The organism is Microvirgula curvata (assembly GCF_054781615.1).
This window is the reverse complement of the sequence record NZ_BAAGUB010000036.1, coordinates 197,401-218,062: the sequence shown is the minus strand read 5'-3', so window position 1 is coordinate 218,062 and position 20,662 is coordinate 197,401. Positions and strand designations below refer to the sequence as shown.

Below are 20,662 nucleotides of genomic sequence, written 5' to 3'. Positions count from 1 at the left end.
GCTTTATAGCAAGCCGAATTTTGGCGTGTCAAGGCAGTGGCAATTGGGTCAGTGCTTGGTCACGCGCGCTTCGGCGGGCTCCTCGGTTTTAACAGGAATCGTGCCGATTTCGTCGCTTTCCGGCAACGCCTCCGGCATCCGTTCCAGCGCCAGTTCAAACACCTGTTCAATCCACTTTACCGGATGGATTTCCAGGCTGCGCTTGATGTTCGCCGGAATTTCCGCCAGATCCTTGACGTTGGTCTTCGGAATCAGCACATGCTTGATCCCGCCGCGATGCGCCGCCAGCAGCTTTTCCTTCAGGCCGCCGATCGGCAGCACTTCGCCGCGCAGGGTGATTTCGCCGGTCATGGCGACATCCGCACGCACCGGGATGCCGGTCAGCGCCGACGTGATCGCCGTGACCAGGCCGATACCCGCCGACGGGCCATCCTTCGGCGTCGCCCCTTCGGGCAGGTGGATGTGAATGTCCTGCTTTTCATAGAAATCAGGCTTGATGCCCAATGTCCGTGCACGACGCCGCACCACGCTCATGGCTGCCGTGATCGATTCCTGCATCACGTCGCCCAGCTGACCGGTCCGGATGATGTTGCCCTTGCCCGGCAGCGACACCGCCTCGATGGTCAGCAGTTCGCCGCCGACCTCGGTCCACGCCAGCCCGGTCACCTGACCGACCTGGTTCTGCTCCTCGGCCACGCCGTACTCGTACTTCTGCACGCCGAGATACTTGTCGAGGTTGCGCGACGATACCGTCGTGCGCACCAGCGCGTTGTCGTCGCGATGCTTGGTCAGGTTGTTCTTGACCACCTTGCGGCCGATCTTGGCAATCTCGCGATCGAGGCTGCGGACACCGGACTCGCGGGTGTAGTAGCGCACGATGTCGCGCACCGCGCTTTCCTGCACCTGCAGCTCGCCTTCCTTGAGGCCGTTCGCCTTGACCTGCTTCGGCACCAGATAGCGTTCGGCGATGGCGACCTTCTCGTCCTCGGTGTAGCCGGACAGGCGGATGATCTCCATCCGGTCCAGCAGCGCCTGCGGAATGTTCAGCGAGTTTGCGGTCGCGACGAACATCACGTCGGACAGGTCGAAATCGACTTCGGCATAGTGGTCGCTGAAGGCATGGTTCTGCTCGGGGTCGAGCACTTCCAGCAGTGCCGCGCTCGGGTCGCCACGGAAATCCGCGCCGAGCTTGTCGACTTCGTCGAGCAGGAACAGCGGGTTCTTGACGCCGACCTTGGTCATGCTCTGCAGGATCTTGCCCGGCATCGAGCCGATATAGGTCCGGCGGTGACCGCGGATCTCGGCTTCGTCACGCACGCCGCCCAGTGCCATGCGCACGAACTTGCGTCCGGTCGCACGGGCAATCGACTCGCCCAGCGAGGTCTTGCCGACCCCCGGCGGGCCGACCAGGCACAGGATCGGTCCCTTCAGCTTGTCGACCCGGCCCTGCACCGCGAGATACTCGAGGATGCGTTCCTTGACCTTGTCCAGCCCGTAGTGGTCTTCGTCCAGCACCTTCTCGGCAGCGATGATATCGCTGCTGATCTTGGTCTTTTTCTTCCACGGCAGGTCGACCAGGGTCTCGATGTAGTTGCGGACCACGGTCGCTTCGGCCGACATCGGCGACATCATGCGCAGCTTCTTGAGCTCGCTGTTTGCCTTGTCGCGGCCTTCCTTGGACATGCCGGCGGTCTTGATCTTCTTTTCCAGATCGTCGAACTCGGCGTTTTCGTCGCCTTCGCCCAGCTCTTTCTGGATCGCCTTGACCTGTTCGTTCAGGTAGTACTCGCGCTGGCTCTTCTCCATCTGCCGTTTGACCCGGCCACGGATGCGCTTTTCGACCTGCAGGATATCGATTTCGGATTCGATCTGCGCCAGCAGGTGCTCAAGCCGTTCGACGGCATTGAACATCTCCAGCACGTCCTGGCGCTGTTCGATTTTCAGCGGCAGGTGGGCGGCAATGGTGTCGGCCAGCCGTCCCGGGCTGTCGATGCCGGACAGCGACGCGAGGATTTCCGGCGCGATCTTCTTGCTCAGTTTGACGTACTGCTCGAACTGGGCCAGCAGCGCGCGGCGCATTGCCTCGGTCTCGGTGTTGGCACCGGCATCAATCGACGCCGGCGTGATGTCGGCGACGAACAGGCCGTCGTCCTCACGCACGTCCTCGACCAGCGCGCGGCTCTTGCCCTCGACCAGCACCTTTACCGTGCCATCGGGCAGCTTGAGCATCTGCAGCACGGCCGAAACCGTGCCGACGTCGTACAGATCCTCGATAGACGGCTCGTCCTTGGCGGCGGATTTCTGCGCGACCAGCAGGATCTGCTTGTCTTCCGCCATCGCGCGTTCGAGAGCCTTGATGGACTTCGGACGGCCGACGAACAGCGGGATCACCATATGCGGGAACACCACAACGTCGCGCAGGGGCAGCAGCGGCAGGTGGGTCACCGGGGTAGTCATTTCGCTTTGCGACATGGCTGGAATCTCTTTGTCTGGTGTTGTCATGCTGCGCTGCAAATGGGCGCAAAGAGCGAGAATTCAAGCTCGCCCGCGTCGAATGCAGTCTACTCCGCACACCGGCAGCCCGGTGCACGGCAAAATAAAAAAGCCGTCCGTTACCGGACGGCCTTGAATCACATCGACCTTTTGTCGCGAAGAACCAGCGAGCGAAGCGAGGTCGCCCCGTGTATCAGGCACTGTGCTTGAGCACGTTTTCCTGATACACCAGCTTCGGTTTCGCGCCCTGTTCGATCACGGTTTCGTCGACCACCACGCGTGCCACGCCTTCCAGCGACGGCAGGTCGTACATGGTATCGAGCAGTGCACGCTCGACGATCGAACGCAGACCACGGGCACCGGTCTTGCGCGCCAGCGCCTGGCGGGCGATGGAGCGCATGGCCGACGGACGGATTTCCAGTTCGACACCTTCCATCGAGAACAGCTTGCGATACTGCTTGGCCAGCGCATTCTTCGGTTCGGTGAGGATGGTCATCAGCGCTTCTTCATCGAGCGGCTCCAGCAGCGCGACGACCGGCAGACGGCCGATGAACTCGGGGATCAGGCCGAACTTGATCAGATCCTCGGGCTCGGTTTCGCGCAGCAGTTCGCCGATGGCACGCTGGTCGTCCTTCGACGTCACCGTGGCGCCAAAGCCGATGCCGCCCTTTTCCGTCCGCTGGCGAATGACCTTCTCCAGCCCGTCGAACGCGCCACCGCAGATGAACAGGATATTGGTCGTATCCACCTGGATGAACTCGGCGTTCGGGTTCTTGCGACCGCCTTGCGGCGGCACATTCGCCACACTGCCTTCGATCAGTTTCAGCAGCGCCTGCTGGACGCCCTCGCCGGACACGTCGCGCGTGATCGACGGGTTGTCGGACTTGCGCGAGATCTTGTCGATTTCGTCGATGTAGATGATGCCGCGCTGCGCCTTCTGCGCGTCGTAGTCGCACTTCTGCAGCAGCTTGGTCACGATGGACTCGACGTCCTCGCCGACATAGCCGGCCTCGGTCAGTGTCGTCGCATCGGCAATGGCGAACGGCACGTCAAGCACCCGCGCCAGCGTCTGCGCCAGCAGGGTCTTGCCGGAACCGGTCGGGCCGATCAGCAGGATGTTGCTCTTCGACAGCTCGACTTCGGCATCGGCCTCGGTGGCGTTCAGGCGCTTGTAGTGGTTGTACACCGCCACCGACAGCGTCTTCTTGGCCTGGTCCTGCCCGATCACGAACTGGTCCAGCGATTCGCGCAGTTCGCGCGGGCTGGGCAGACGTGCCTCAGCCTCGCCTTCGGACGCCTTGTCAGCCCCCTGCCCGGCCGCGCTCAGGTCGGCGATGATGCCTTCGCAATCGCGAATGCATTCGTCGCAGATGAAGACCTGCGGCCCGGCGATCAGGTGTTTGACTTCCTGCTTCTTGCGCCCGCAAAACGAGCATGCCAGTTGCTGGCTGTCCTGTTTATCCGTCATGACTGCTTACCACCTATGTGCGCGATTGCGGCTCGATGACACGGTCGATCAGACCGTACTCGACCGATTTTGCAGCGCTCATGAAATTGTCGCGGTCGGTATCGCGTTCGAGGTCCTCGACCGGACGACCGCAATGCTGTGCCATCAACTCGTTGAGCTTGCGCTTCAACGACAGGATTTCCTTCGCGTGAATCTCGATGTCGGATGCCTGCCCCTGGAAACCGCCCAGCGGCTGGTGAATCATCATCCGCGAGTTCGGCAGCGCGAGACGCTTGCCCTTGGCGCCGGCCGACAGCAGGAACGCGCCCATGCTGGCTGCCTGGCCAATGCACAACGTGGAAACGTCGGGCTTGATGAAGTTCATCGTGTCGTAGATCGACAGCCCGGCCGTCACCACCCCGCCCGGCGAGTTGATGTACAGGTTGATGTCCTTGTCAGGATTTTCCGATTCCAGGAACAACAGCTGCGCCACCACGAGATTGGCCGTTTCATCCGTCACCGGACCGACCAGGAATACGATGCGTTCCTTCAGAAGTCGCGAGTAGATGTCGTAGGCACGTTCGCCACGACCACTCTGTTCGACCACCATCGGCACCAGGCCGAGGGCCTGAGGTGCGGATTGAGACAGTTGCCAATCCCGTAGGTTATGCATGCTTAGGCGTTCCCCATCAGTTCGTCGAACGAAACCGCTTTCTCAGTCACTTTGGCCTTGCCGAACACGAATTCAACCACGTTGTCTTCCAGCACCATGCTTTCCGGACCATCGAGGCGTTCCGGGCTTTCGTAGTACCACTTGACCACTTCAGCCGGATGTTCGTAGCTGTCGGCGAATTCTTCAACGCGGGCCTTGACCTGCTCGGCGGTGGCCTTCAGTTCGTTGGCCTTGACCAGTTCCGACAGGATCAGGCCCAGCTTGACGCGACGTTCAGCCTGGTCCTTGAACAGTTCCGGCGGCAGTTGCGGCATGCTCTTGGTGTCCAGACCGCGACGGGCGAAGTCTTCTTGCGCCTGTTGCATCAGACGGCCGATTTCCACCTGCACCAGCGACTGCGGCAGGTCGAGTTCGCTGACGCTGATCAGCGCTTCCATGACCGCTTCCTTGTTGCGGGCGGCCAGGCGGCGAACCACTTCGCGCTTGACGTTCTTTTCGATCTCGGCGCGCATCTTGGCGACGTCGCCGTCAACGATGCCCAGTGCCTTGGCGAACGCGTCGTCCAGTTCCGGCAGCACGGCTTCGGCAACATTCTTCACGCTGATGGTGAACACGGCCTTCTTGCCGGCCACTTCCTTGCCATGATAGTCGTCCGGGAAGCTGACTTCGACGTCGCGCGATTCGCCTTCCTTCAGGCCGATCACGCCGGTTTCGAATTCCGGCAGCATCTGGCCCTGGCCGAGCACGAACGGGAAGTTCTCGCTGGAACCGCCGGCGAAGGCTTCGCCGTCGATCACGCCCTTGAAGTCGATGATCACGCGGTCGCCATCGGCGGCGGCACGTTCAACGCGGTTGAAGCGGGTGCGCTGCTTGCGCAGGATGTCGATGGTCTTGTCGATCTCGGCTTCGGTCACTTCGCAGACCGCTTTTTCGAGTTCCTGGCCGGCGACGTCACCGATCTTCACTTCCGGATAGACTTCGAACAGCGCGCTGAACTTGAAATGGTCGGCGCTGGCGCCTTCGGCAGCCACCGGCTCGAAGCGCGGATAGCCGGCCACGCGCAGCGACTGCTCGGCCACGGCCCTGGAGAAGCCGATCTGGACCTGTTCGCCCAGCACTTCTTCGCGCACCGAGGCACCATAGTTCTGTTCGACGATCTTCAGCGGGGCCTTGCCCGGACGGAAACCTGCCACCTTGGCGGTGCGAGCCACGCGGCCGAGACGCTTTTTGACTTCGGCGTCAATGTCAGCCAGCGGCAGGGCGATGTCGAGGCGACGCTCGAGGGCGCCCAGCGTTTCCAGTTGCACTTGCATGTCGAATCCTTAGAGGTAAAAGGGGTACCGGTACAATGTCCGGTGATGTGCGGGAACGCGACGGGAGGTCCCGCCGGTCAGTATTCTTGTGGTGCGAGGGAAGAGAGTCGAACTCTCACGCCTTTCGGCGCTGGAACCTAAATCCAGTGCGTCTACCAATTCCGCCACCCTCGCAGAATCCGTTGCGGCCGTGCGTCGAGCCTTTGCCGGCCAGCAAAAGGCGAAATTTACCCGAATAGCGGAAGCCGAGGCAAGACAAGGGCGCACGAAGGGGACGATTGGACACCATATCGGGCGCAGACCCGACATCGACAAGGGCTGCGGCCAAAAAAACCTTGCCGGCTGTCAGTCTGCCTGTCCGTCATGCACAAACAATGCTGTCGCAAGCATTTCATAACCCGACCTTAAGTCTTGGCGTCTAGTCTTCAAGCATGCCCGAGTCGGGCCTACCCAGCGGAGACGCATTCAAAATGGACAAATACCTCAACACTTCGTATCAGACTTCGGCGCTGTCCGCGAGCCGGAACAAAGTGTTGCGCAACACGTATCTGCTGCTTGCGCTCACGATGATTCCGACCATTGTCGGCGCCCTGATGGGCATCAACATGAGCTTCGGCTTCATGCGTGCCAGCCCGATCGTGTCCAGCGTGGTCATGCTCGCCGCGATCTACGGCATGTTCTTCCTGATCGAGAAAAACCGTGACAGCGGCCTTGGCGTCGCCCTGCTGCTCGCCCTGACCTTCATGCTCGGCGTGCTGCTCGGCCCGCTGCTGCAGGTCGCGCTGAGCCTGCGCAACGGCGGACAGCTGATCACGCTGGCTGCCGGCGGCACCGCCGTGGTGTTCTTCGCCATGGCCACGCTGTCGACCGTCATCAAGCGCGACCTCGGCTTCCTGAACAAGTTCATGGTCGTCGGCGGCATCGTGCTGATGGTCGCCGTGGTCGCGAACATCTTCATGCAGATCCCGGCGCTGCAACTGACCATCTGCGCAGGCTTCATCCTGTTCAGTTCGGCCATGATCCTGTTCCAGCTGAAACAGATCATTGAAGGTGGTGAAACCAATTATGTGTCGGCCACGCTGACGCTTTACATGGGTATCTACAACATCTTCACCAGCCTGCTGCAGATCCTGCTCGCCGTATCCGGCCAGAGCCGCGACTGATTGATCAAGTCACCCCACCCCTGGCGGCGCCCCCAGCGCCGCCTTTTTTATTGGCCGCTTTCGACCCACCCGAACGCCCAGCCCGTCTCGCCGGGCCGGGCCAGCCGGTCGCTCGCCACGGCAATGCCGGGCAGCGCCAGCAGCGCGCCATCGGCCCACAGTCGCGGCCAGCGCTGACGGCGCCATGGCGCCAGGCCGGCCTCCTGCCACAGTTTGCGGCAGGCCTTGTGCCCCACGCCCTGCGCCAGGGTCTCGCCATCGGCCGGCGGCCGAACCTCGACCCTGCTTCCATCGGCCAGCGCCACGCCGCCCACCGCCTGCCGTGACAGGCGCAGCGTGCCCGGCCAGCCGGGCAGCGACACCTCTCCCTCGACCAGCGGCAGGATGAGCGTGACGGACGGCAGCGGCCCGTCCGGGCGCACCAGCAGCGTGCCGCGATAACCGAGCAGCACCCGGTCACCGACCCGCAGCTCGAAACCGTGCGCCGCCTGGGCCAGCAATGTTTCCAGCAGTGCCGGCGATACGGACACCGCCTGTCGTTCCAGATAGGCCGCCAGCAGCAGGCGCTGCCAGGGCGGCGAGCGCTGCAGCAGCGGCGTCAATGCCAGCGCCCCGTCGGCGCCAGTCAGTCCGGGCAAGGTACTGGCGGCGACATCGGCCAGCACCGCAGCCTCATCGGCGGCCCGGGCGGCCGTGCGGGCCAGTTGACGCCGGTAATCAGGAAAATGGTTTGCCAGAACCGGCACCAGCTGGTGGCGGATGGCATTGCGGCGATAGCGCGGATCGGCGTTGCTTTCGTCCTCGATCCAGTCCAGGCCGGCCCGGCGGGCGGCCTGCTCGATGTCGGCACGGGCAAGTTGCAGCAGCGGCCGCCACAGCCAGCCACCGTGTCCGGACTGGCGCAGCACCGGCATGGCGGCCAGCGCGCGCGCTCCGCCGCCGCGCAGCGCCTGCAGCAGCACGGTTTCAGCCAGGTCATCGGCATGGTGCGCCAGTGCCACCACGTCGGCACCACCGGCGGCGATGGCCCGGTAACGGGCATGTCGCGCCGCCGCCTCCAGGCTCCCGCCGCCGCGATCGACGCGGACCCGCTCGATGCGCAACGGCACCTGCAGCCGCGCGCACAGCGCCGTGCAGAACGCAGCCCAGTGGTCGGCATTGGGGCTCAGGCCGTGGTGAACATGCACGGCCGTCAGCCGCACGCCGCGCGCCGTCGCCAGCGAGGACAGCGCGCACAGCAATACGACCGAATCCACGCCACCGGACAACGCCACCTCCACGTGCGACTGGCCGGAACGCAACAGCGTTTCCGGCCAGTGGGTGGCGATCGCGGCGGCTACTGCCGCCAGCGGTGCGTCCGGTGCGTCAGGCGGCGTCTTCTTCCTTGAAGCGTCCATAACTCATCAGGCGATCGAAGCGATGTTGCAGCAGTTCATCCTGCGGATGGCTGCTCAGGCCTTTCAGCGCCTCGTGCAGGCTGCGCTTCATGGTCTGCATCATCTGTGCATGATTGCGGTGCGCGCCACCAACCGGCTCGGCGATCACCTTGTCGACCAGACCCAGCGTCTTCAGCCGGCTGGCGGTAATGCCCAGCGCTTCGGCGGCATCCGACGCGCGCTCGGCGGTCTTCCACAGGATGGATGCACAGCCTTCCGGCGAGATCACCGAATAGGTCGAATACTGCAGCATGTTGAGCTGATCGCCGACCGCGATGGCCAGCGCCCCGCCGGAACCGCCCTCGCCGATGACCGTGCACACGACCGGCACGCGCAGGCGGGTCATTTCGTACAGATTGCGGCCGATGGCCTCGCTCTGTCCGCGTTCTTCCGCGCCAATGCCCGGATAGGCGCCGGGTGTGTCGATAAAGGTAAAGATCGGCAGGCCGAACTTGTCGGCCAGCTTCATCAGGCGCAGCGCCTTGCGGTAACCCTCGGGACGGGGCATGCCGAAATTGCGGAGGATCTTCTCCTTGGTGTCGCGTCCCTTCTGGTGACCGATGATCATGACCGGCTGGCCATTGAAGCGGCCCATGCCGCCGACAATGGCAGCATCATCGGCATAGCTCCGGTCGCCGTGCAGTTCCTCGAAATCGGTGAAGATCGACTTCACGTAATCGAGGGTGTACGGGCGTTGCGGGTGCCGCGCCACCTGGGAGATTTGCCAGGGGGTGAGCTTGCTGTAGATGACCTTGGTCAGATCCAGGCTTTTTTTCTGCAGCCGGGAGATCTCTTCGGAGATGTCCAGGACCGAGTCGTCCTGTACATAGCGCAGCTCTTCGATCTTGTTCTCGAGCTCCGCGATCGGTTGCTCAAAATCGAGGAAGGTGGTTTTCATGCTTCTCGGCGTTCCACTTTCAGAATCGGGCAATCATACCGGAGCGCCGTGCCCTTTGCCATGTCGGACAATTCGTGCGACGCATCCAGGTCTATCTTGTTCAAAACAGTCGAAATCCGGGTTCTTTTCCCAAAACCCTTGCCGGCGACAATTTACTGTGCTTAAATGCGCGCCTCTCGTCGCTGCGGAAACGCGGTCGGCGGAGGGTGATTAGCTCAGTTGGTAGAGCGTCTCCCTTACAAGGAGAGGGTCGGCGGTTCGAATCCGTCATCACCCACCAGTAGTGGAGTGGTAGTTCAGTTGGTTAGAATACCGGCCTGTCACGCCGGGGGTCGCGGGTTCGAGTCCCGTCCACTCCGCCAACGCTCTGGAGCGGTAGTTCAGTTGGTTAGAATACCGGCCTGTCACGCCGGGGGTCGCGGGTTCGAGTCCCGTCCGCTCCGCCAGCGCGCTTTGCAAGGAATTCGGGCGGTTAGTCTCAGTTGGTAGAGCACTGCCTTCACACGGCAGGGGTCACTGGTTCGAGTCCAGTACCGCCCACCATGGTTTATGGAGTGGTAGTTCAGTTGGTTAGAATACCGGCCTGTCACGCCGGGGGTCGCGGGTTCGAGTCCCGTCCACTCCGCCAACACGTTGTACGCAGTACCTGCTTGCCCGGGCGGTTAGTCTCAGTTGGTAGAGCACTGCCTTCACACGGCAGGGGTCACTGGTTCGAGTCCAGTACCGCCCACCACAGTTTATGGAGTGGTAGTTCAGTTGGTTAGAATACCGGCCTGTCACGCCGGGGGTCGCGGGTTCGAGTCCCGTCCACTCCGCCAACACCCAAAAAACCGCCGAATGGCGGTTTTGTTGTTTCTGCCCTTCCCGGCTTGCCGCACGCATGACAAAGCCGCCATTCAGGCGGCTCTGGTGACAATGCAGCCGCAAAAACGGCTCAGCGGCCCAGCAGACGATCGACCAGCGCAATGTACTGCGCCATTGCGCCGTCAGTCGGCGTGCCCTTCAGCTTGTCCCAGGCGTCGAATTTCATCCGGTTGATGAAGTCCATCATGCCCGGCCGCTCGCCGGTGGCGTCGCCGGCCGATGCCTGCTTGTAGAGGGCGTACAGTTCCAGCATCGTCGCATTGTCCGGGCGTTCGGACAGCGATTGCACGTCGGCTTGCGCCTGCTGGAAACGGGTGCTCAGTTCGGTCGACATCGGCGCTTCTCCTGCGATTTCGGTGGTCATGACACTGAAATGTAACACGCCACCGCCCGTTTTCATACGCCCGTTTAAATCAGCCGCAGCATGCCGGCCGGCTGGGTCAGCACACCGAGCCAGGCCAGCATTTCCAGCCCGACAATGGCAAAAACCGCGGCCAGCACGTCGTCCAGCATCACCCCCAGGCCACCACCCACCCGCGAATCGATCCAGCGGATCGGCCAGGGTTTGAAAATATCGAACAGGCGGAACAGCAGAAACGCCGCAATCCAGCCACCCACCGTATTCGGGGCAAAGGCCAGCACCAGCATCATCGACACGATTTCATCCCAGACCACGCCACCATAATCGTCGACCCCCAGATCGCGGCAGGTGCGGCCGCAGGCATAGCAGCCATAGGCAAACAGCGGCACGCACAGCCAGGCGATCAGCAGGTCGGACAGCCCCGCCACCAGCAGCACGGCCATGATCGGACAGGCGACCAGCGTCCCCCAGGTGCCCGGTGCGCGGCGCGCCAGACCCGCCCCGAAACCGAAGGCAATGAAGCGGTAGCTGCGCTGGCGGATAAAGCGCCAGCTGGCGCTATGCGAAGTGGTCAAAACCATTCCTTTTCAAGTGGACCGGTCGCTGTTGCGCATCAAGCAGGCGCAGGCCGGGAGCCGCGTCGATCACCCCGACCCGGGTCACATCAACGCCGGCGCGTGCGGCGGCGGCACGCACGGCAGCAGCCTGCGCTGGCGGCGCAGTAAAACACAGTTCGTAGTCGTCGCCGCCAGCGGCGATGGCATCGCGCCAGATGGCCCGCTCAAGCCGGTTATCGGTCGGCAGTGCATCGATATCGACCGTCGCCCCGACTGCAGAGCGTTCGAGAATATGACCAAGGTCGCCGGCAAAGCCATCAGAAATGTCGAGCATGGCACTGGCGATGCCGCGCAGCGCCATGCCGAGCCCGATCCGCGGCTCCGGCCATTCCAGCCGCTTGCGGCATTCGGCCAGCAACGGCGCGGACAGCCTGGCCTCGCCCGACAGATGGGCCAGGGCGGCTGCCGCCAGTCCCAGTTGGCCACTGACCCAGATCTCGTCGCCCGGCCGGGCGCCATCACGGCGGATCGCCTGGCCGGCCGGCACTTCGCCACCGATGGTCACCGACAGGGTCAGCGGGCCGCAGGTGGTATCCCCGCCGACGATATCGACACCGGTCCGCTCGGCCAGCGCAAACAGCCCGTCGCAGAACGCTGCGATCCACGCCTCGTCCAGCGTCGGCAAGGCCGCACCGAGCACGGCCCACACCGGTTCGCCGCCCATGGCGGCGATGTCCGACAGATTGACTGCCAGCGTCTTGTGACCCAGTGCGGCCGGATCGACATCGGCAAAGAAGTGGCGACCGGCAACCAGCAGATCGGTCGAGACCAGCAATTCAGTGCCCGGCGTCGGCACCAGCACGGCGGCATCGTCGCCGACCCCCAGCCGCGCCCGCCGGGCCGGTCGGGTGAAATAACGGCGAATCATCGCGAATTCGTTCATCGAAGCGCCTACGTCAACAGCATGAAAACGAAAAAACACCCGCGCGAGGCGGGTGCATGGCGAATCGGCCGGAACGCTTACTCGGCGTCGGTCGACGGCTCGTCATCGGCCGGTGCCGGTGCCGGGCGCTTGCCGCGACGGTTGGCACGCACGGCGGCACATTCGTCAGGACGCGCTTCGGCAGCGAACTTGTCCAGCACGCCATTGACGAAGCGATGGCCTTCGGCGCCGCCGAAGGTCTTCGCCAGCTCGATGGCTTCATTGATGATGACGGCCAGCGGGGTATCCGGATGGCGCAGCAGTTCCAGCGCCGCCACCAGCAGCACCGCGCGCTCGACCGGATTGACTTCCTCCGGGGCGCGTTCGAAATGCTTCGACAGCGCCTCGTCCAGCACCGGGGCCTCGTTCAGCACACCGAACAGCAGTGCGCGGAATAGGTTCTCGTCAGCCTTGACGAAGTATTCGTTCTCGCGCAGGTTCTTTTCGATGGATGCAGCAGTCAACTGGTTCAGTTGCCACTGGTAAATCCCTTGCACCGCGAATTCGCGGGCACGTCGTCGTGCAGTTTTCATCAGTCGTAAAACGCTTTCTGGAGATTGGCCATTTCCACCGCGCAACGTGCGCAGTCGCGGCCCTTTTCATCCATGCGCGCCTCGGCCTGTTCATCGGTATCGCAGGTCAGTACGCCGTTGGCGACCGGAATGTCGAAATCCAGCCCGACCCGGGTCAATGCCGAGCCTGCTTCGTTGGACACCAGCTCGAAGTGATAGGTCTCGCCGCGAATGACTGCGCCGAGCGCAATCAGCGCGTCGTAGGCGTCGTCTTCGTTCTGTGCCATCGCCTGCAGGGCCAGCGGAATTTCCAGCGCGCCGGGCACGGTGACGAAGGTGATGTCATCCGCTTGCACCCCCAGGATGCCCAGCTCTTCCAGGCAGGCATCGCGCAGGCCTTCGCAGACCGGCAGATTGAAGCGGGCCATGACCACACCGACTCGCAGCCCTTCACCGTTCAGATTCGGTTCGATATTCACAACGTCAGCGCGCATGGCGACTCCCCGTGATGGATGAAAAGGCGGAAGGAAACACACCTGGGAAAGGGCGGCATTTTAAAGCGGATACCCGGCCTTGGCGAGCCGTGATCCAAAATGGCTGATGCCGCCCGGCCGGTTTCAGCCCCGGGTGTCGTCGTCCGGCAGCAGATAACCGGTCACTTCCAGCGAGAAGCCGGTCATGCTCGGCAGCTTGGCCGGCTTGGACATCAGCTTCATCTTGCCGACACCGAGGCGGCGCAGGATCTGTGCGCCGATGCCGTAGATTTTCGGGTCCCACTTGCGTTCCGGTGCATCGACGACACCGGGGAAGGCACGCGCCAGCAGCGTCTGCCCGTCCTCGTCACGATGCAGCAGGATCAGCACGCCGGAGCCGGCCTCGTCGAAAGCGCGCATCACGCGCGGAATCGGCCAGCTGTGCGAATCGCATGCCGAATCCATCCAGTCGATGACCGACAGCGGTTCGTGCACGCGCACCGGCGTGTCGCGGCTGGCATCGATCCGGCCCTTGACCAGCGCCAGATGGGTCGCGCCGCTGGTCGCATCGCGGAACGCATGCAGCCGGACCTGGCCGTACGGCGTGTCCAGGTCGCGCTCGGCCACATGTTCGATCAGGCTTTCGGTCTGGCTGCGGTGGGCGATCAGGTCGGCAATGGTGCCGACCTTCAGTCCGTGCTTCTCGGCGAACTCGAGCAGTTCCGGCAGGCGGGCCATGGTGCCGTCGTCATTCATGACTTCGCAGATCACGGCGGCCGGCGTCAGTCCGGCCAGCGCGGCGAGGTCGCAACCGGCCTCGGTATGGCCGGCGCGCACCAGCACGCCGCCGTTCTTGGCCTTCAGCGGGAAGATGTGGCCCGGCTGGACGATATCGGCCGGCCTGGCGTCACGCGCGACGGCAGCCTGCACGGTGCGGGCACGGTCGGCGGCGGAAATGCCGGTGGTCACGCCGTCGGCCGCCTCGATCGACAGCGTGAAGTTGGTGCCGTGCGACGAGCCGTTGTTGGCGACCATCAGCGGCAGGTTCAGCTGCGCGCAACGGTCTTCGGTCAGCGTCAGGCAGATCAGGCCGCGCGCGTGCTTGGCCATGAAGTTGATCTGCTCGGCGTTGACGAAATCGGCGGCAAGGATCAGGTCGCCCTCGTTTTCGCGGTCTTCGTCATCGATGACGATGACCTGCTTGCCGGCCTTGATGTCGGCGATGATGTCTTGAATCGGGGAAATGGTCATGGAAGTCGGCTCCGCCGACGGCGCAGGCCGTCAGCGTGGATAAAAATCGATGAAGGCGCAGCCACCATGGCGGTGGATGTCGCCGGTTTGCAAGGTCAGCGGCTGCCGGAACAACGGGCCGTCGACCACTACGGTATGGAACTCGCCGCCCTCGCCGCACGGGTCGACGCCCAGCGATTCCAGTTCGGTCACGCAGTCGGCATCGAGGGTACGGCCGAGGAACGATGCCGGCAAGGCATCCTCGCGCACGGTGCTCAGCCGGGCGACAAAGCCCGCACCGATCATCTCGTCGACCAGCGAACGGCGCGACGCCTGCCACAGCGGCAACCAGGCCTGCAGGCCGGCGCGGACACAGACCTTTTCCTCCCAGAAACGGTGCGCGTCAAGATCGATGTCGCCAAATACCACCTGCTCGACGCCGCGTGCGCGCAGGCCGTGCAGTGCACCGACAAACACCTGTTCGTAGTCGGCCCAGCTGGCCTGGCCGGTCAGCAGCTCGATGCCGAGGCTGTCGGCCTGTGCCGCCAGCACTTCGGGGCGCAGGCCATGCGAACGGCTGCGCTGCCCGCTCTCGTCGGACATGTTCAGCAGCGCCAGCGGGCGGGCGCCGGCGGCGATGGCGCGCCACAGCGCCAGAGCCGAATCCTTGCCGCCGCTCCACGACGCGGCAACGATCATGCCGCCAGACCGCGCTGCGCCAGTACCCGTTCGACCGTTTCCACAATGGCCTGGGTCTGCGGGTCGACCTCGATGTTGATCCGCTCGCCGACCCGGCGCCAGCCGAGGTTGGTTCGCGTCAGTGTTTCCGGAATCAGGTGCACGCAGAAGCCGTCTTCGCGCACGTCACCAACGGTCAGGCTGCAACCGTCGACGCCGACATAACCCTTGTTGAGGATGAAGCGCATCCAGGTCGCCGGCAGCCGGAACCAGACGGTGCGGTTGTCCGGGGTATCGATCACGTCGACGACCTCGGCGGTGCACATCACGTGACCGCTCATCGCGTGGCCGCCGATTTCGTCGCCGAAGCGCGCGGCGCGCTCGACATTCACCCGGTCGCCTTCACCGAGATCACCGAGGTTGGTGACGCGCAGGGTTTCCTGCATCAGGTCGAACGACACCTGATCGCCGTCGATCGCGGTGACGGTCAGACAGCAGCCGTTGTGCGCGACCGAGGCACCGATGGCGAGGCCCGGCAGCAAGTCCGCAGGCAGGCGGACGACGCGGGTCTGAAAGGCCGCCCGGCGCTCGATGCGCACGATTTCGGCGACCCCTTGTACGATTCCGGTAAACATGGCGGGACCATTCTGGAGAGAGGAAAACGACGCCCGTGTTCACAGGCACGGGACATCCGGACGCTCCGATTCTACCCGTCCGCAGCGGGGATGCCGACCCGCAGCCGGCATCAAAGCCGGATGGGTGGACAGCGGGCTACTTGTCGGGGTCGATTTCCGCTAGAATTCACTGTTTTTTCGGCCATTTTCCTCACTCCATGTCAGACATAACCGTTCGCGAAGCCGCGCGCCGCCGCACCTTCGCCATCATCTCCCACCCCGACGCCGGTAAAACGACGTTGACCGAGAAGCTGTTGCTGTTCTCGGGCGCCATCCAGCAGGCCGGCACCGTCAAGGGCAAGAAGGGCGGCAAGTTCGCCACGTCGGACTGGATGGAAATCGAAAAGCAGCGCGGCATTTCCGTCGCCAGCTCGGTCATGCAGTTCGACTACTTCGACAATGTCGTCAACCTGCTCGACACCCCGGGCCACCAGGACTTCTCCGAAGATACCTACCGGGTGCTGACTGCCGTCGACAGCGCGCTGATGGTCATCGATGCCGCCAAGGGTGTGGAAGCGCAAACCATCAAGCTGCTGAACGTCTGCCGCCTGCGTGCGACGCCGATCGTCACTTTCATGAACAAGTACGACCGGGAAGTCCGCGACTCGCTCGAACTGCTCGATGAAGTGGAGAACGTACTCGAGATCCGCTGTGCGCCAATTACCTGGCCGATCGGCATGGGCAAGACCTTCCGTGGCGTCTACCACCTGCTGAACGACCAGGTGTTGCTGTTCGATGCCGGCGGCACCCGCCTGCCGCACGAATTCGACATCATCGACGGCATCGACAATCCGCGCCTCGACGCCCTGTTCCCGCTCGAGATCGAACAGCTGCGCAACGAGATCGAACTGGTCAAGGCCGCCAGCAACGAGTTCGACCTCGACGCCTTCCTCTCCGGCGAACTCACGCCGGTGTTCTTCGGCTCGGCCATCAACAACTTCGGCGTCAAGGAAATCCTCGATGCGCTGATTGACTGGGCACCGTCGCCGCGTCCGCGCCACGCCACCGTGCGTGACGTCGAGCCGGGCGAGGACAAGTTCTCCGGTTTCGTGTTCAAGATCCAGGCCAATATGGATCCGAAGCACCGCGACCGCATCGCCTTCCTGCGCGTGTGCTCGGGCAAGTACGAGCGCGGCATGAAAATGAAGCACCTGCGTCTGGGCCGCGATGTGGCGGCAACGTCGGTGGTGACCTTCATGGCCCACGACCGCGAAATCGTCGAGGAGGCCTTTGCCGGCGACATCATCGGCATTCCGAACCACGGCAATATCCAGATCGGCGACTCGTTCAGCGAAGGCGAACAGCTCGCCTTCACCGGCATTCCGTTCTTCGCCCCGGAAATCTTCAAGGCGGTCCGCATCCGCAACCCGCTGAAGATCAAGCAGTTGCAGAAAGGCCTGCAGCAGCTTGGCGAGGAAGGCGCGGTCCAGGTGTTCAAGCCGGAAAACGGCGCCGACCTGATCCTGGGCGCGGTCGGCGTGCTGCAGTTCGAGGTGGTCGCCCATCGCCTGCTGACCGAATACGGCGTCGAAGCCATCTTCGAGAACTGCGCGATCTGGACTGCCCGCTGGGTCAGCTGCGACGACCGGGCCAAGTTCGCCGAGTTCCAGAAGGCCACGGTCCACAACCTGGCCATCGACGCCGCCGGCAGCCTCAGCTACCTGGCGCCGAACCGCGTGAACCTGGAACTGACCCGCGAACGCTGGCCTGACATCGTGTTCCACGAAACCCGCGAACACGCGGTCAAGTTGTCCTGATGCTGGAGACGGCGCTGGACTGGCTCAGGAACCTGCCGCAGGTCTGGGCCTTCGACCTGATCCGTTCGGCACTGCTGGTGGCCGTGCTGGTGATGCTGCGCGTGATTGCCGCGCGCACGCTGGCCGGCCGGCCGCTCCTGAGCCTGGAATGGCGCCGTCGCTGGTCGGTCAATATCCGCAACGGGCTGATCATTTTCGGCCTGCTCGGACTGGTGGTGATCTGGTCGGCCGAGCTGCAGACGCTCGCGGTGTCGATGGTGGCTATTGCCGCCGCGCTGGCGCTGTCGCTGAAAGAGCTGATCATGTGCTTTTCCGGCAGCTTCCTGCGCGCGATGAGCAAGGGCTACAACATCGGCGACCGGATCGAGATCGGCAACTACCGCGGCCGGGTCATCGACATCAATCTGTTCGGCACCACCATTCTGGAGATCGGCCCGCGTCACGATGCCCACCAGCAGACCGGCCGTGCCATCACTTTTCCGAACAGCCTGCTGCTGACGCAGGCCGTCACCCGCGAAGACTACACCGGCGACTATCTGGTCCACGTGATCACGGTGCCGCTGAATGTCCAGGCTGACGTGCTGAAGGCCGAAAAGCTGCTGCTGGCGGCAGCGCAGGAAATCTGCGCGCCGTACCTGGCCGATGCCCACCGTCACATGGCGGCCATCGAAGCGCTCAGCCTGATCGATACGCCGTCGGTCGATCCGCGCGTGTCGATCAATATTGCCGATGAGAAAACCCTGCGCCTGAATCTGCGCATTGCCGTGCCACGCGCCCAGAAGCAACGCGTCGAGCAGGCCATCCTGCACCGCTTCGTCGCCGATTTCTTCGGCCATGGCGACAGCGAGCAGGATGCGCCGCGGCAGCCATCCTGACTTCCCTGCCCGCGACCGCCGGCGGGCCCGTTCATCAAGGAGCCGTCATGAGCAAAAGACCGGCCATAAAAACCTACGATCGCATCGTCTCGGAGAGCCTGGCCCTGTTCAATGAACACGGCGAGCGCACCATTACCACCAACCACATCGCGGCTCATCTCGGCATCAGCCCGGGCAATCTGTACTACCACTTCCGCAACAAGGAAGAGATCGTTTACCAGATTTTCCTGCAGTACAAACACTTCCTGACCGAGCGGCTGGCCGCCCCGGCCGACCGCGACATCAAGGTCGATGACATGGAACGCTATTTCGATACCGTGTTCCAGGCGATGTGGCAGTTCCGCTTCATGTTCTACGACCTGCCCGGCCTGCTGGCCCGCAATCCGCAGATGCAGGCCGAGTACCACCATTTCATCCATACCGATCTGGAAGAACGGCTGAACGCGCTGTTTCACCGCTTCGCCGAGATCGGCCTGTTCCGTATCGACGAGGAAGACATCCGGCCGATGGTCACCAATGTCTGGCTGGTGGCAAAATTCTGGTTCGCATTCGAGCAGGCATCACGGCCGAAGGAACCGATCAGCGAGGCGGCCGGCAACCGCGGCGTCTGCCAGGTGCTGGCACTGTTCAAGCCATATGTGCCTGCCGAATTCCTGCCGACCTTCCGCCTGCTGGCGTCGAAGTACACGGCTGCAAACTGAGCTTTTTCCGACACCGATGACTGTACCGATGACCGACACCGACCTGCCCCACCGCTATCCGGACGACCAGCGCGACGCGATCTACCGCGCCATGCGCGAACGACGCGACATGCGCCATTTCAATGGCAGGCCGCTGGCGACCGACGTGCTCGAGCGGCTGGTCGGCGCGGCCCACCTCGCGCCATCGGTCGGCTACATGCAACCGTGGCGCTTTATCCGCATTACCGACGCCGCCCTGCGCGCCGACATCTTTGCCCTGGTCGAGCGCGAACGCCTGCGCACGGCAGCAACGCTGTCATCGCGGCAGGCCGAATTCCTGTCGCTGAAGATCGAGGGCATTCGCGAATGCAGCGAACTGCTGGTCACCGTGCTGATGCCCGACACCGGCGCGCACGTCATCGGCCGCCGCACGCTGCCGGAAATGGACCTCGCCTCGGCCGCCTGTGCAATCCAGAACCTGTGGCTGGCGGCACGGGCCGAAGGCGTCGGCATGGGCTGGGTGTCATTCTTCGATCCGGACGAGCTGGCGCAGCGGCTGGCACTGCCGGCCGGCGCCCGGCCGATCGCCGTGCTGTGCCTGGGCGACGTCGAGGCGTTCTATCCGCGACCGATGTTCGAGGATGCCGGCTTTGGCGAACGGCTGCCGCTCGACAGCGTACTGTTCGAGAACGCCTGGCCGGCCGACGCGCAGCCGACGCCGGCCGCGTACTGAACGACGCTCAGCGGCGCGGCGGCACCCGCTGCCCGCCGTAGCCCTGACCGATGCGGTCGAGCACGATCGCCAGAATGACAATGGCTGCACCGGCCTGCAGCCCGCGGCCGAAGTCCAGCGTCTGGATGCCGATCAGCACATCCTCGCCCAGCCCGCGCGCACCGATCATCGAGGCAATCACCACCATCGACAGCGCCATCATGATCGACTGGTTGATGCCGGCCATGATCGACGGCAGCGCCAGCGGCAGCTGCACCCCCAGCAGCAGTTGCAGCCGCGTCGGCCCGAACGACCATGCCGCCTCGGCCACGTCATGATCGACCTGGCGGATGCCGAGGTCGGTCAGGCGGATCAGCGGCGGCAGCGCGTAGACCACGGTGGCGAAAATCGCCGGCACCTTGCCGAGTCCGAACAGCATCAGCACCGGGATCAGGTACACGAAGGTCGGCAGGGTCTGCATGATGTCGAGCAGCGGCTGCAGTACGCGACGCACGCCCTCGTAGCGTGCCATCAGAATGCCGGCCGGCACGCCGAGCAGCACGGTCAGGGTCATCGCCACCAGCATCAGCGCAAAGGTCTGCATCAGCGGGTCCCACAGGCCGAGACAGCCGATCAGGTACAGCAGCCCGGCCAGCAGCACCCCCTGCCGCAGGCGGCGGGTCGCATGCCAGCCCAGCAGCCCCATCGCCAGCAGCACCAGCCACGGCGGCAAGGCGCGCAGCGCACTCTCCAGCGGCAGCAGCACCCCGCTCAGCACCGACTCGCTCAGCGCGCGCAGCGTGTCGCCATAGTGGTCGACCAGATTGTCGACGAAGCGGTTGATGACGTCCTTGAACGACAGCGGAATGAACATGCGTAAGGGG

The 20,662-nt window shown here is 63.7% G+C and carries 20 protein-coding genes and 8 tRNA genes; 12 read left to right on the top strand and 16 right to left on the bottom strand.

Going from position 1 to position 20,662, the window contains the following annotated elements:
* Positions 1 to 48 precede the first annotated feature (48 nt).
* From lon to ACYVG8_RS17985, 5 genes are all read right to left on the bottom strand, one after another.
* A complete protein-coding gene (gene lon, locus ACYVG8_RS18005; protein WP_460746485.1) occupies positions 49 to 2,472 on the bottom strand; it encodes an endopeptidase La in 2,424 nt (807 codons plus the stop codon).
* Between the two features lie 214 nt (positions 2,473 to 2,686).
* Complete coding sequence (gene clpX / locus ACYVG8_RS18000) at positions 2,687 to 3,961, bottom strand: ATP-dependent Clp protease ATP-binding subunit ClpX (protein ID WP_028498174.1); 1,275 nt, start codon at positions 3,959 to 3,961, stop codon at positions 2,687 to 2,689.
* 13 nt (positions 3,962 to 3,974) lie between these two features.
* A complete protein-coding gene (gene clpP, locus ACYVG8_RS17995) occupies positions 3,975 to 4,613 on the bottom strand; it encodes an ATP-dependent Clp endopeptidase proteolytic subunit ClpP (protein ID WP_051528659.1) in 639 nt (212 codons plus the stop codon).
* A 2-nt stretch (positions 4,614 to 4,615) separates the two neighbouring features.
* Positions 4,616 to 5,926, bottom strand: a complete 1,311-nt coding sequence (gene tig / locus ACYVG8_RS17990; RefSeq protein ID WP_028498172.1) for a trigger factor — start codon at positions 5,924 to 5,926, stop codon at positions 4,616 to 4,618.
* Positions 5,927 to 6,015: 89 nt separating this feature from the next.
* A tRNA-Leu gene (locus tag ACYVG8_RS17985) sits at positions 6,016 to 6,100 on the bottom strand.
* 296 nt (positions 6,101 to 6,396) lie between these two features.
* Between ACYVG8_RS17985 and ACYVG8_RS17980 the strand changes: the two genes are divergently transcribed.
* Positions 6,397 to 7,089 carry a Bax inhibitor-1/YccA family protein gene (locus ACYVG8_RS17980; RefSeq protein ID WP_028498171.1) on the top strand — a complete coding sequence of 231 codons (693 nt, stop codon included), beginning with the start codon at positions 6,397 to 6,399 and terminating at the stop codon, positions 7,087 to 7,089.
* A gap of 47 nt (positions 7,090 to 7,136) precedes the next feature.
* Here the strand turns inward: ACYVG8_RS17980 and tilS are convergent, their stop codons facing one another.
* Together tilS and ACYVG8_RS17970 are read right to left on the bottom strand one after the other, a co-directional pair.
* On the bottom strand, positions 7,137 to 8,486 hold the full coding sequence (gene tilS / locus ACYVG8_RS17975) for a tRNA lysidine(34) synthetase TilS (protein ID WP_107888560.1): 1,350 nt from the start codon (positions 8,484 to 8,486) through the stop codon (positions 7,137 to 7,139).
* Entirely contained in the window at positions 8,455 to 9,423 is a 969-nt protein-coding gene (locus tag ACYVG8_RS17970; RefSeq protein ID WP_028498170.1) for an acetyl-CoA carboxylase carboxyltransferase subunit alpha, read from the bottom strand. The genes tilS and ACYVG8_RS17970 overlap by 32 nt, the downstream gene beginning before the upstream one ends.
* 204 nt (positions 9,424 to 9,627) lie before the next feature.
* Here ACYVG8_RS17970 and ACYVG8_RS17965 point away from each other — a divergent pair.
* From ACYVG8_RS17965 to ACYVG8_RS17935, 7 genes are all read left to right on the top strand, one after another.
* Positions 9,628 to 9,703 (top strand) — tRNA-Val (locus ACYVG8_RS17965).
* A gap of 5 nt (positions 9,704 to 9,708) precedes the next feature.
* Positions 9,709 to 9,785: transfer RNA gene (locus tag ACYVG8_RS17960), tRNA-Asp, on the top strand.
* 7 nt (positions 9,786 to 9,792) lie between these two features.
* A tRNA-Asp gene (locus ACYVG8_RS17955) sits at positions 9,793 to 9,869 on the top strand.
* A 20-nt stretch (positions 9,870 to 9,889) separates the two neighbouring features.
* A tRNA-Val gene (locus ACYVG8_RS17950) sits at positions 9,890 to 9,966 on the top strand.
* Between the two features lie 8 nt (positions 9,967 to 9,974).
* Positions 9,975 to 10,051 (top strand) — tRNA-Asp (locus ACYVG8_RS17945).
* Positions 10,052 to 10,079: 28 nt separating this feature from the next.
* Positions 10,080 to 10,156 (top strand) — tRNA-Val (locus tag ACYVG8_RS17940).
* Positions 10,157 to 10,164: 8 nt separating this feature from the next.
* Positions 10,165 to 10,241, top strand: a tRNA-Asp gene (locus ACYVG8_RS17935).
* A gap of 116 nt (positions 10,242 to 10,357) precedes the next feature.
* Here ACYVG8_RS17935 and ACYVG8_RS17930 read toward each other — a convergent pair.
* The 8 genes from ACYVG8_RS17930 to ACYVG8_RS17895 form a co-directional block, all read right to left on the bottom strand.
* Complete coding sequence (locus tag ACYVG8_RS17930; RefSeq protein WP_028499867.1) at positions 10,358 to 10,621, bottom strand: acyl-CoA-binding protein; 264 nt, start codon at positions 10,619 to 10,621, stop codon at positions 10,358 to 10,360.
* 74 nt (positions 10,622 to 10,695) lie between these two features.
* The gene (locus ACYVG8_RS17925; RefSeq protein ID WP_107888561.1) at positions 10,696 to 11,229 is read right to left on the bottom strand and encodes a phosphatidylglycerophosphatase A family protein; all 534 of its coding nucleotides are present in this window, start codon (positions 11,227 to 11,229) and stop codon (positions 10,696 to 10,698) included.
* Complete coding sequence (gene thiL, locus ACYVG8_RS17920) at positions 11,207 to 12,148, bottom strand: thiamine-phosphate kinase (protein ID WP_107888562.1); 942 nt, start codon at positions 12,146 to 12,148, stop codon at positions 11,207 to 11,209. The genes ACYVG8_RS17925 and thiL overlap by 23 nt, the downstream gene beginning before the upstream one ends.
* Before the next feature lie 77 nt (positions 12,149 to 12,225).
* Positions 12,226 to 12,720 (bottom strand): transcription antitermination factor NusB, encoded by a 495-nt coding sequence (gene nusB, locus ACYVG8_RS17915; RefSeq protein WP_028499870.1) that lies wholly within the window; start codon positions 12,718 to 12,720, stop codon positions 12,226 to 12,228.
* Entirely contained in the window at positions 12,720 to 13,193 is a 474-nt protein-coding gene (ribH, locus tag ACYVG8_RS17910) for a 6,7-dimethyl-8-ribityllumazine synthase (protein WP_028499871.1), read from the bottom strand. The genes nusB and ribH overlap by 1 nt, the downstream gene beginning before the upstream one ends.
* A gap of 123 nt (positions 13,194 to 13,316) precedes the next feature.
* Positions 13,317 to 14,423, bottom strand: coding sequence for a bifunctional 3,4-dihydroxy-2-butanone-4-phosphate synthase/GTP cyclohydrolase II (gene ribBA / locus ACYVG8_RS17905; protein ID WP_107888563.1), 1,107 nt, complete (start codon positions 14,421 to 14,423; stop codon positions 13,317 to 13,319).
* A gap of 30 nt (positions 14,424 to 14,453) precedes the next feature.
* Complete coding sequence (locus ACYVG8_RS17900) at positions 14,454 to 15,101, bottom strand: Dph6-related ATP pyrophosphatase (RefSeq protein ID WP_460746482.1); 648 nt, start codon at positions 15,099 to 15,101, stop codon at positions 14,454 to 14,456.
* Positions 15,098 to 15,715 (bottom strand): riboflavin synthase, encoded by a 618-nt coding sequence (locus tag ACYVG8_RS17895; RefSeq protein ID WP_028499874.1) that lies wholly within the window; start codon positions 15,713 to 15,715, stop codon positions 15,098 to 15,100. The genes ACYVG8_RS17900 and ACYVG8_RS17895 overlap by 4 nt, the downstream gene beginning before the upstream one ends.
* Before the next feature lie 197 nt (positions 15,716 to 15,912).
* Between ACYVG8_RS17895 and ACYVG8_RS17890 the strand changes: the two genes are divergently transcribed.
* The 4 genes from ACYVG8_RS17890 to bluB are packed head-to-tail and all read left to right on the top strand — an operon-like array spanning position 15,913 to position 19,799.
* Positions 15,913 to 17,511, top strand: a complete 1,599-nt coding sequence (locus tag ACYVG8_RS17890) for a peptide chain release factor 3 (RefSeq protein ID WP_028499875.1) — start codon at positions 15,913 to 15,915, stop codon at positions 17,509 to 17,511.
* Positions 17,511 to 18,386 (top strand): mechanosensitive ion channel domain-containing protein, encoded by an 876-nt coding sequence (locus ACYVG8_RS17885; protein ID WP_460746480.1) that lies wholly within the window; start codon positions 17,511 to 17,513, stop codon positions 18,384 to 18,386. The genes ACYVG8_RS17890 and ACYVG8_RS17885 overlap by 1 nt, the downstream gene beginning before the upstream one ends.
* A 47-nt stretch (positions 18,387 to 18,433) precedes the next feature.
* The gene (locus ACYVG8_RS17880) at positions 18,434 to 19,087 is read left to right on the top strand and encodes a TetR/AcrR family transcriptional regulator (protein ID WP_028499876.1); all 654 of its coding nucleotides are present in this window, start codon (positions 18,434 to 18,436) and stop codon (positions 19,085 to 19,087) included.
* 28 nt (positions 19,088 to 19,115) lie between these two features.
* The gene (bluB, locus tag ACYVG8_RS17875; protein ID WP_028499877.1) at positions 19,116 to 19,799 is read left to right on the top strand and encodes a 5,6-dimethylbenzimidazole synthase; all 684 of its coding nucleotides are present in this window, start codon (positions 19,116 to 19,118) and stop codon (positions 19,797 to 19,799) included.
* 7 nt (positions 19,800 to 19,806) lie between these two features.
* Here the strand turns inward: bluB and ACYVG8_RS17870 are convergent, their stop codons facing one another.
* Positions 19,807 to 20,652 (bottom strand): ABC transporter permease, encoded by an 846-nt coding sequence (locus tag ACYVG8_RS17870; RefSeq protein WP_460746479.1) that lies wholly within the window; start codon positions 20,650 to 20,652, stop codon positions 19,807 to 19,809.
* Positions 20,653 to 20,662 lie beyond the last annotated feature (10 nt).

Excerpts from the sequence above, each read along its gene's own strand:
- ribH (WP_028499871.1), bottom strand. The coding sequence starts at position 13,193 with ATGCGCGCTGACGTTGTGAATATCGAACCGAATCTGAACGGTGAAGGG.
- nusB (WP_028499870.1), bottom strand. The coding sequence starts at position 12,720 with ATGAAAACTGCACGACGACGTGCCCGCGAATTCGCGGTGCAAGGGATT.
- ACYVG8_RS17895 (WP_028499874.1), bottom strand. The coding sequence starts at position 15,715 with ATGTTTACCGGAATCGTACAAGGGGTCGCCGAAATCGTGCGCATCGAG.
- bluB (WP_028499877.1), top strand. The coding sequence starts at position 19,116 with ATGACCGACACCGACCTGCCCCACCGCTATCCGGACGACCAGCGCGAC.
- ACYVG8_RS17870 (WP_460746479.1), bottom strand. The coding sequence starts at position 20,652 with ATGTTCATTCCGCTGTCGTTCAAGGACGTCATCAACCGCTTCGTCGAC.
- ACYVG8_RS17925 (WP_107888561.1), bottom strand. The coding sequence starts at position 11,229 with ATGGTTTTGACCACTTCGCATAGCGCCAGCTGGCGCTTTATCCGCCAG.
- clpP (WP_051528659.1), bottom strand. The coding sequence starts at position 4,613 with ATGCATAACCTACGGGATTGGCAACTGTCTCAATCCGCACCTCAGGCC.
- clpX (WP_028498174.1), bottom strand. The coding sequence starts at position 3,961 with ATGACGGATAAACAGGACAGCCAGCAACTGGCATGCTCGTTTTGCGGG.
- ACYVG8_RS17980 (WP_028498171.1), top strand. The coding sequence starts at position 6,397 with ATGGACAAATACCTCAACACTTCGTATCAGACTTCGGCGCTGTCCGCG.
- tig (WP_028498172.1), bottom strand. The coding sequence starts at position 5,926 with ATGCAAGTGCAACTGGAAACGCTGGGCGCCCTCGAGCGTCGCCTCGAC.
- ACYVG8_RS17880 (WP_028499876.1), top strand. The coding sequence starts at position 18,434 with ATGAGCAAAAGACCGGCCATAAAAACCTACGATCGCATCGTCTCGGAG.
- ACYVG8_RS17885 (WP_460746480.1), top strand. The coding sequence starts at position 17,511 with ATGCTGGAGACGGCGCTGGACTGGCTCAGGAACCTGCCGCAGGTCTGG.
- ACYVG8_RS17970 (WP_028498170.1), bottom strand. The coding sequence starts at position 9,423 with ATGAAAACCACCTTCCTCGATTTTGAGCAACCGATCGCGGAGCTCGAG.
- ribBA (WP_107888563.1), bottom strand. The coding sequence starts at position 14,423 with ATGACCATTTCCCCGATTCAAGACATCATCGCCGACATCAAGGCCGGC.
- ACYVG8_RS17900 (WP_460746482.1), bottom strand. The coding sequence starts at position 15,101 with ATGATCGTTGCCGCGTCGTGGAGCGGCGGCAAGGATTCGGCTCTGGCG.
- lon (WP_460746485.1), bottom strand. The coding sequence starts at position 2,472 with ATGTCGCAAAGCGAAATGACTACCCCGGTGACCCACCTGCCGCTGCTG.
- ACYVG8_RS17930 (WP_028499867.1), bottom strand. The coding sequence starts at position 10,621 with ATGTCGACCGAACTGAGCACCCGTTTCCAGCAGGCGCAAGCCGACGTG.
- thiL (WP_107888562.1), bottom strand. The coding sequence starts at position 12,148 with ATGAACGAATTCGCGATGATTCGCCGTTATTTCACCCGACCGGCCCGG.
- ACYVG8_RS17890 (WP_028499875.1), top strand. The coding sequence starts at position 15,913 with ATGTCAGACATAACCGTTCGCGAAGCCGCGCGCCGCCGCACCTTCGCC.
- tilS (WP_107888560.1), bottom strand. The coding sequence starts at position 8,486 with ATGGACGCTTCAAGGAAGAAGACGCCGCCTGACGCACCGGACGCACCG.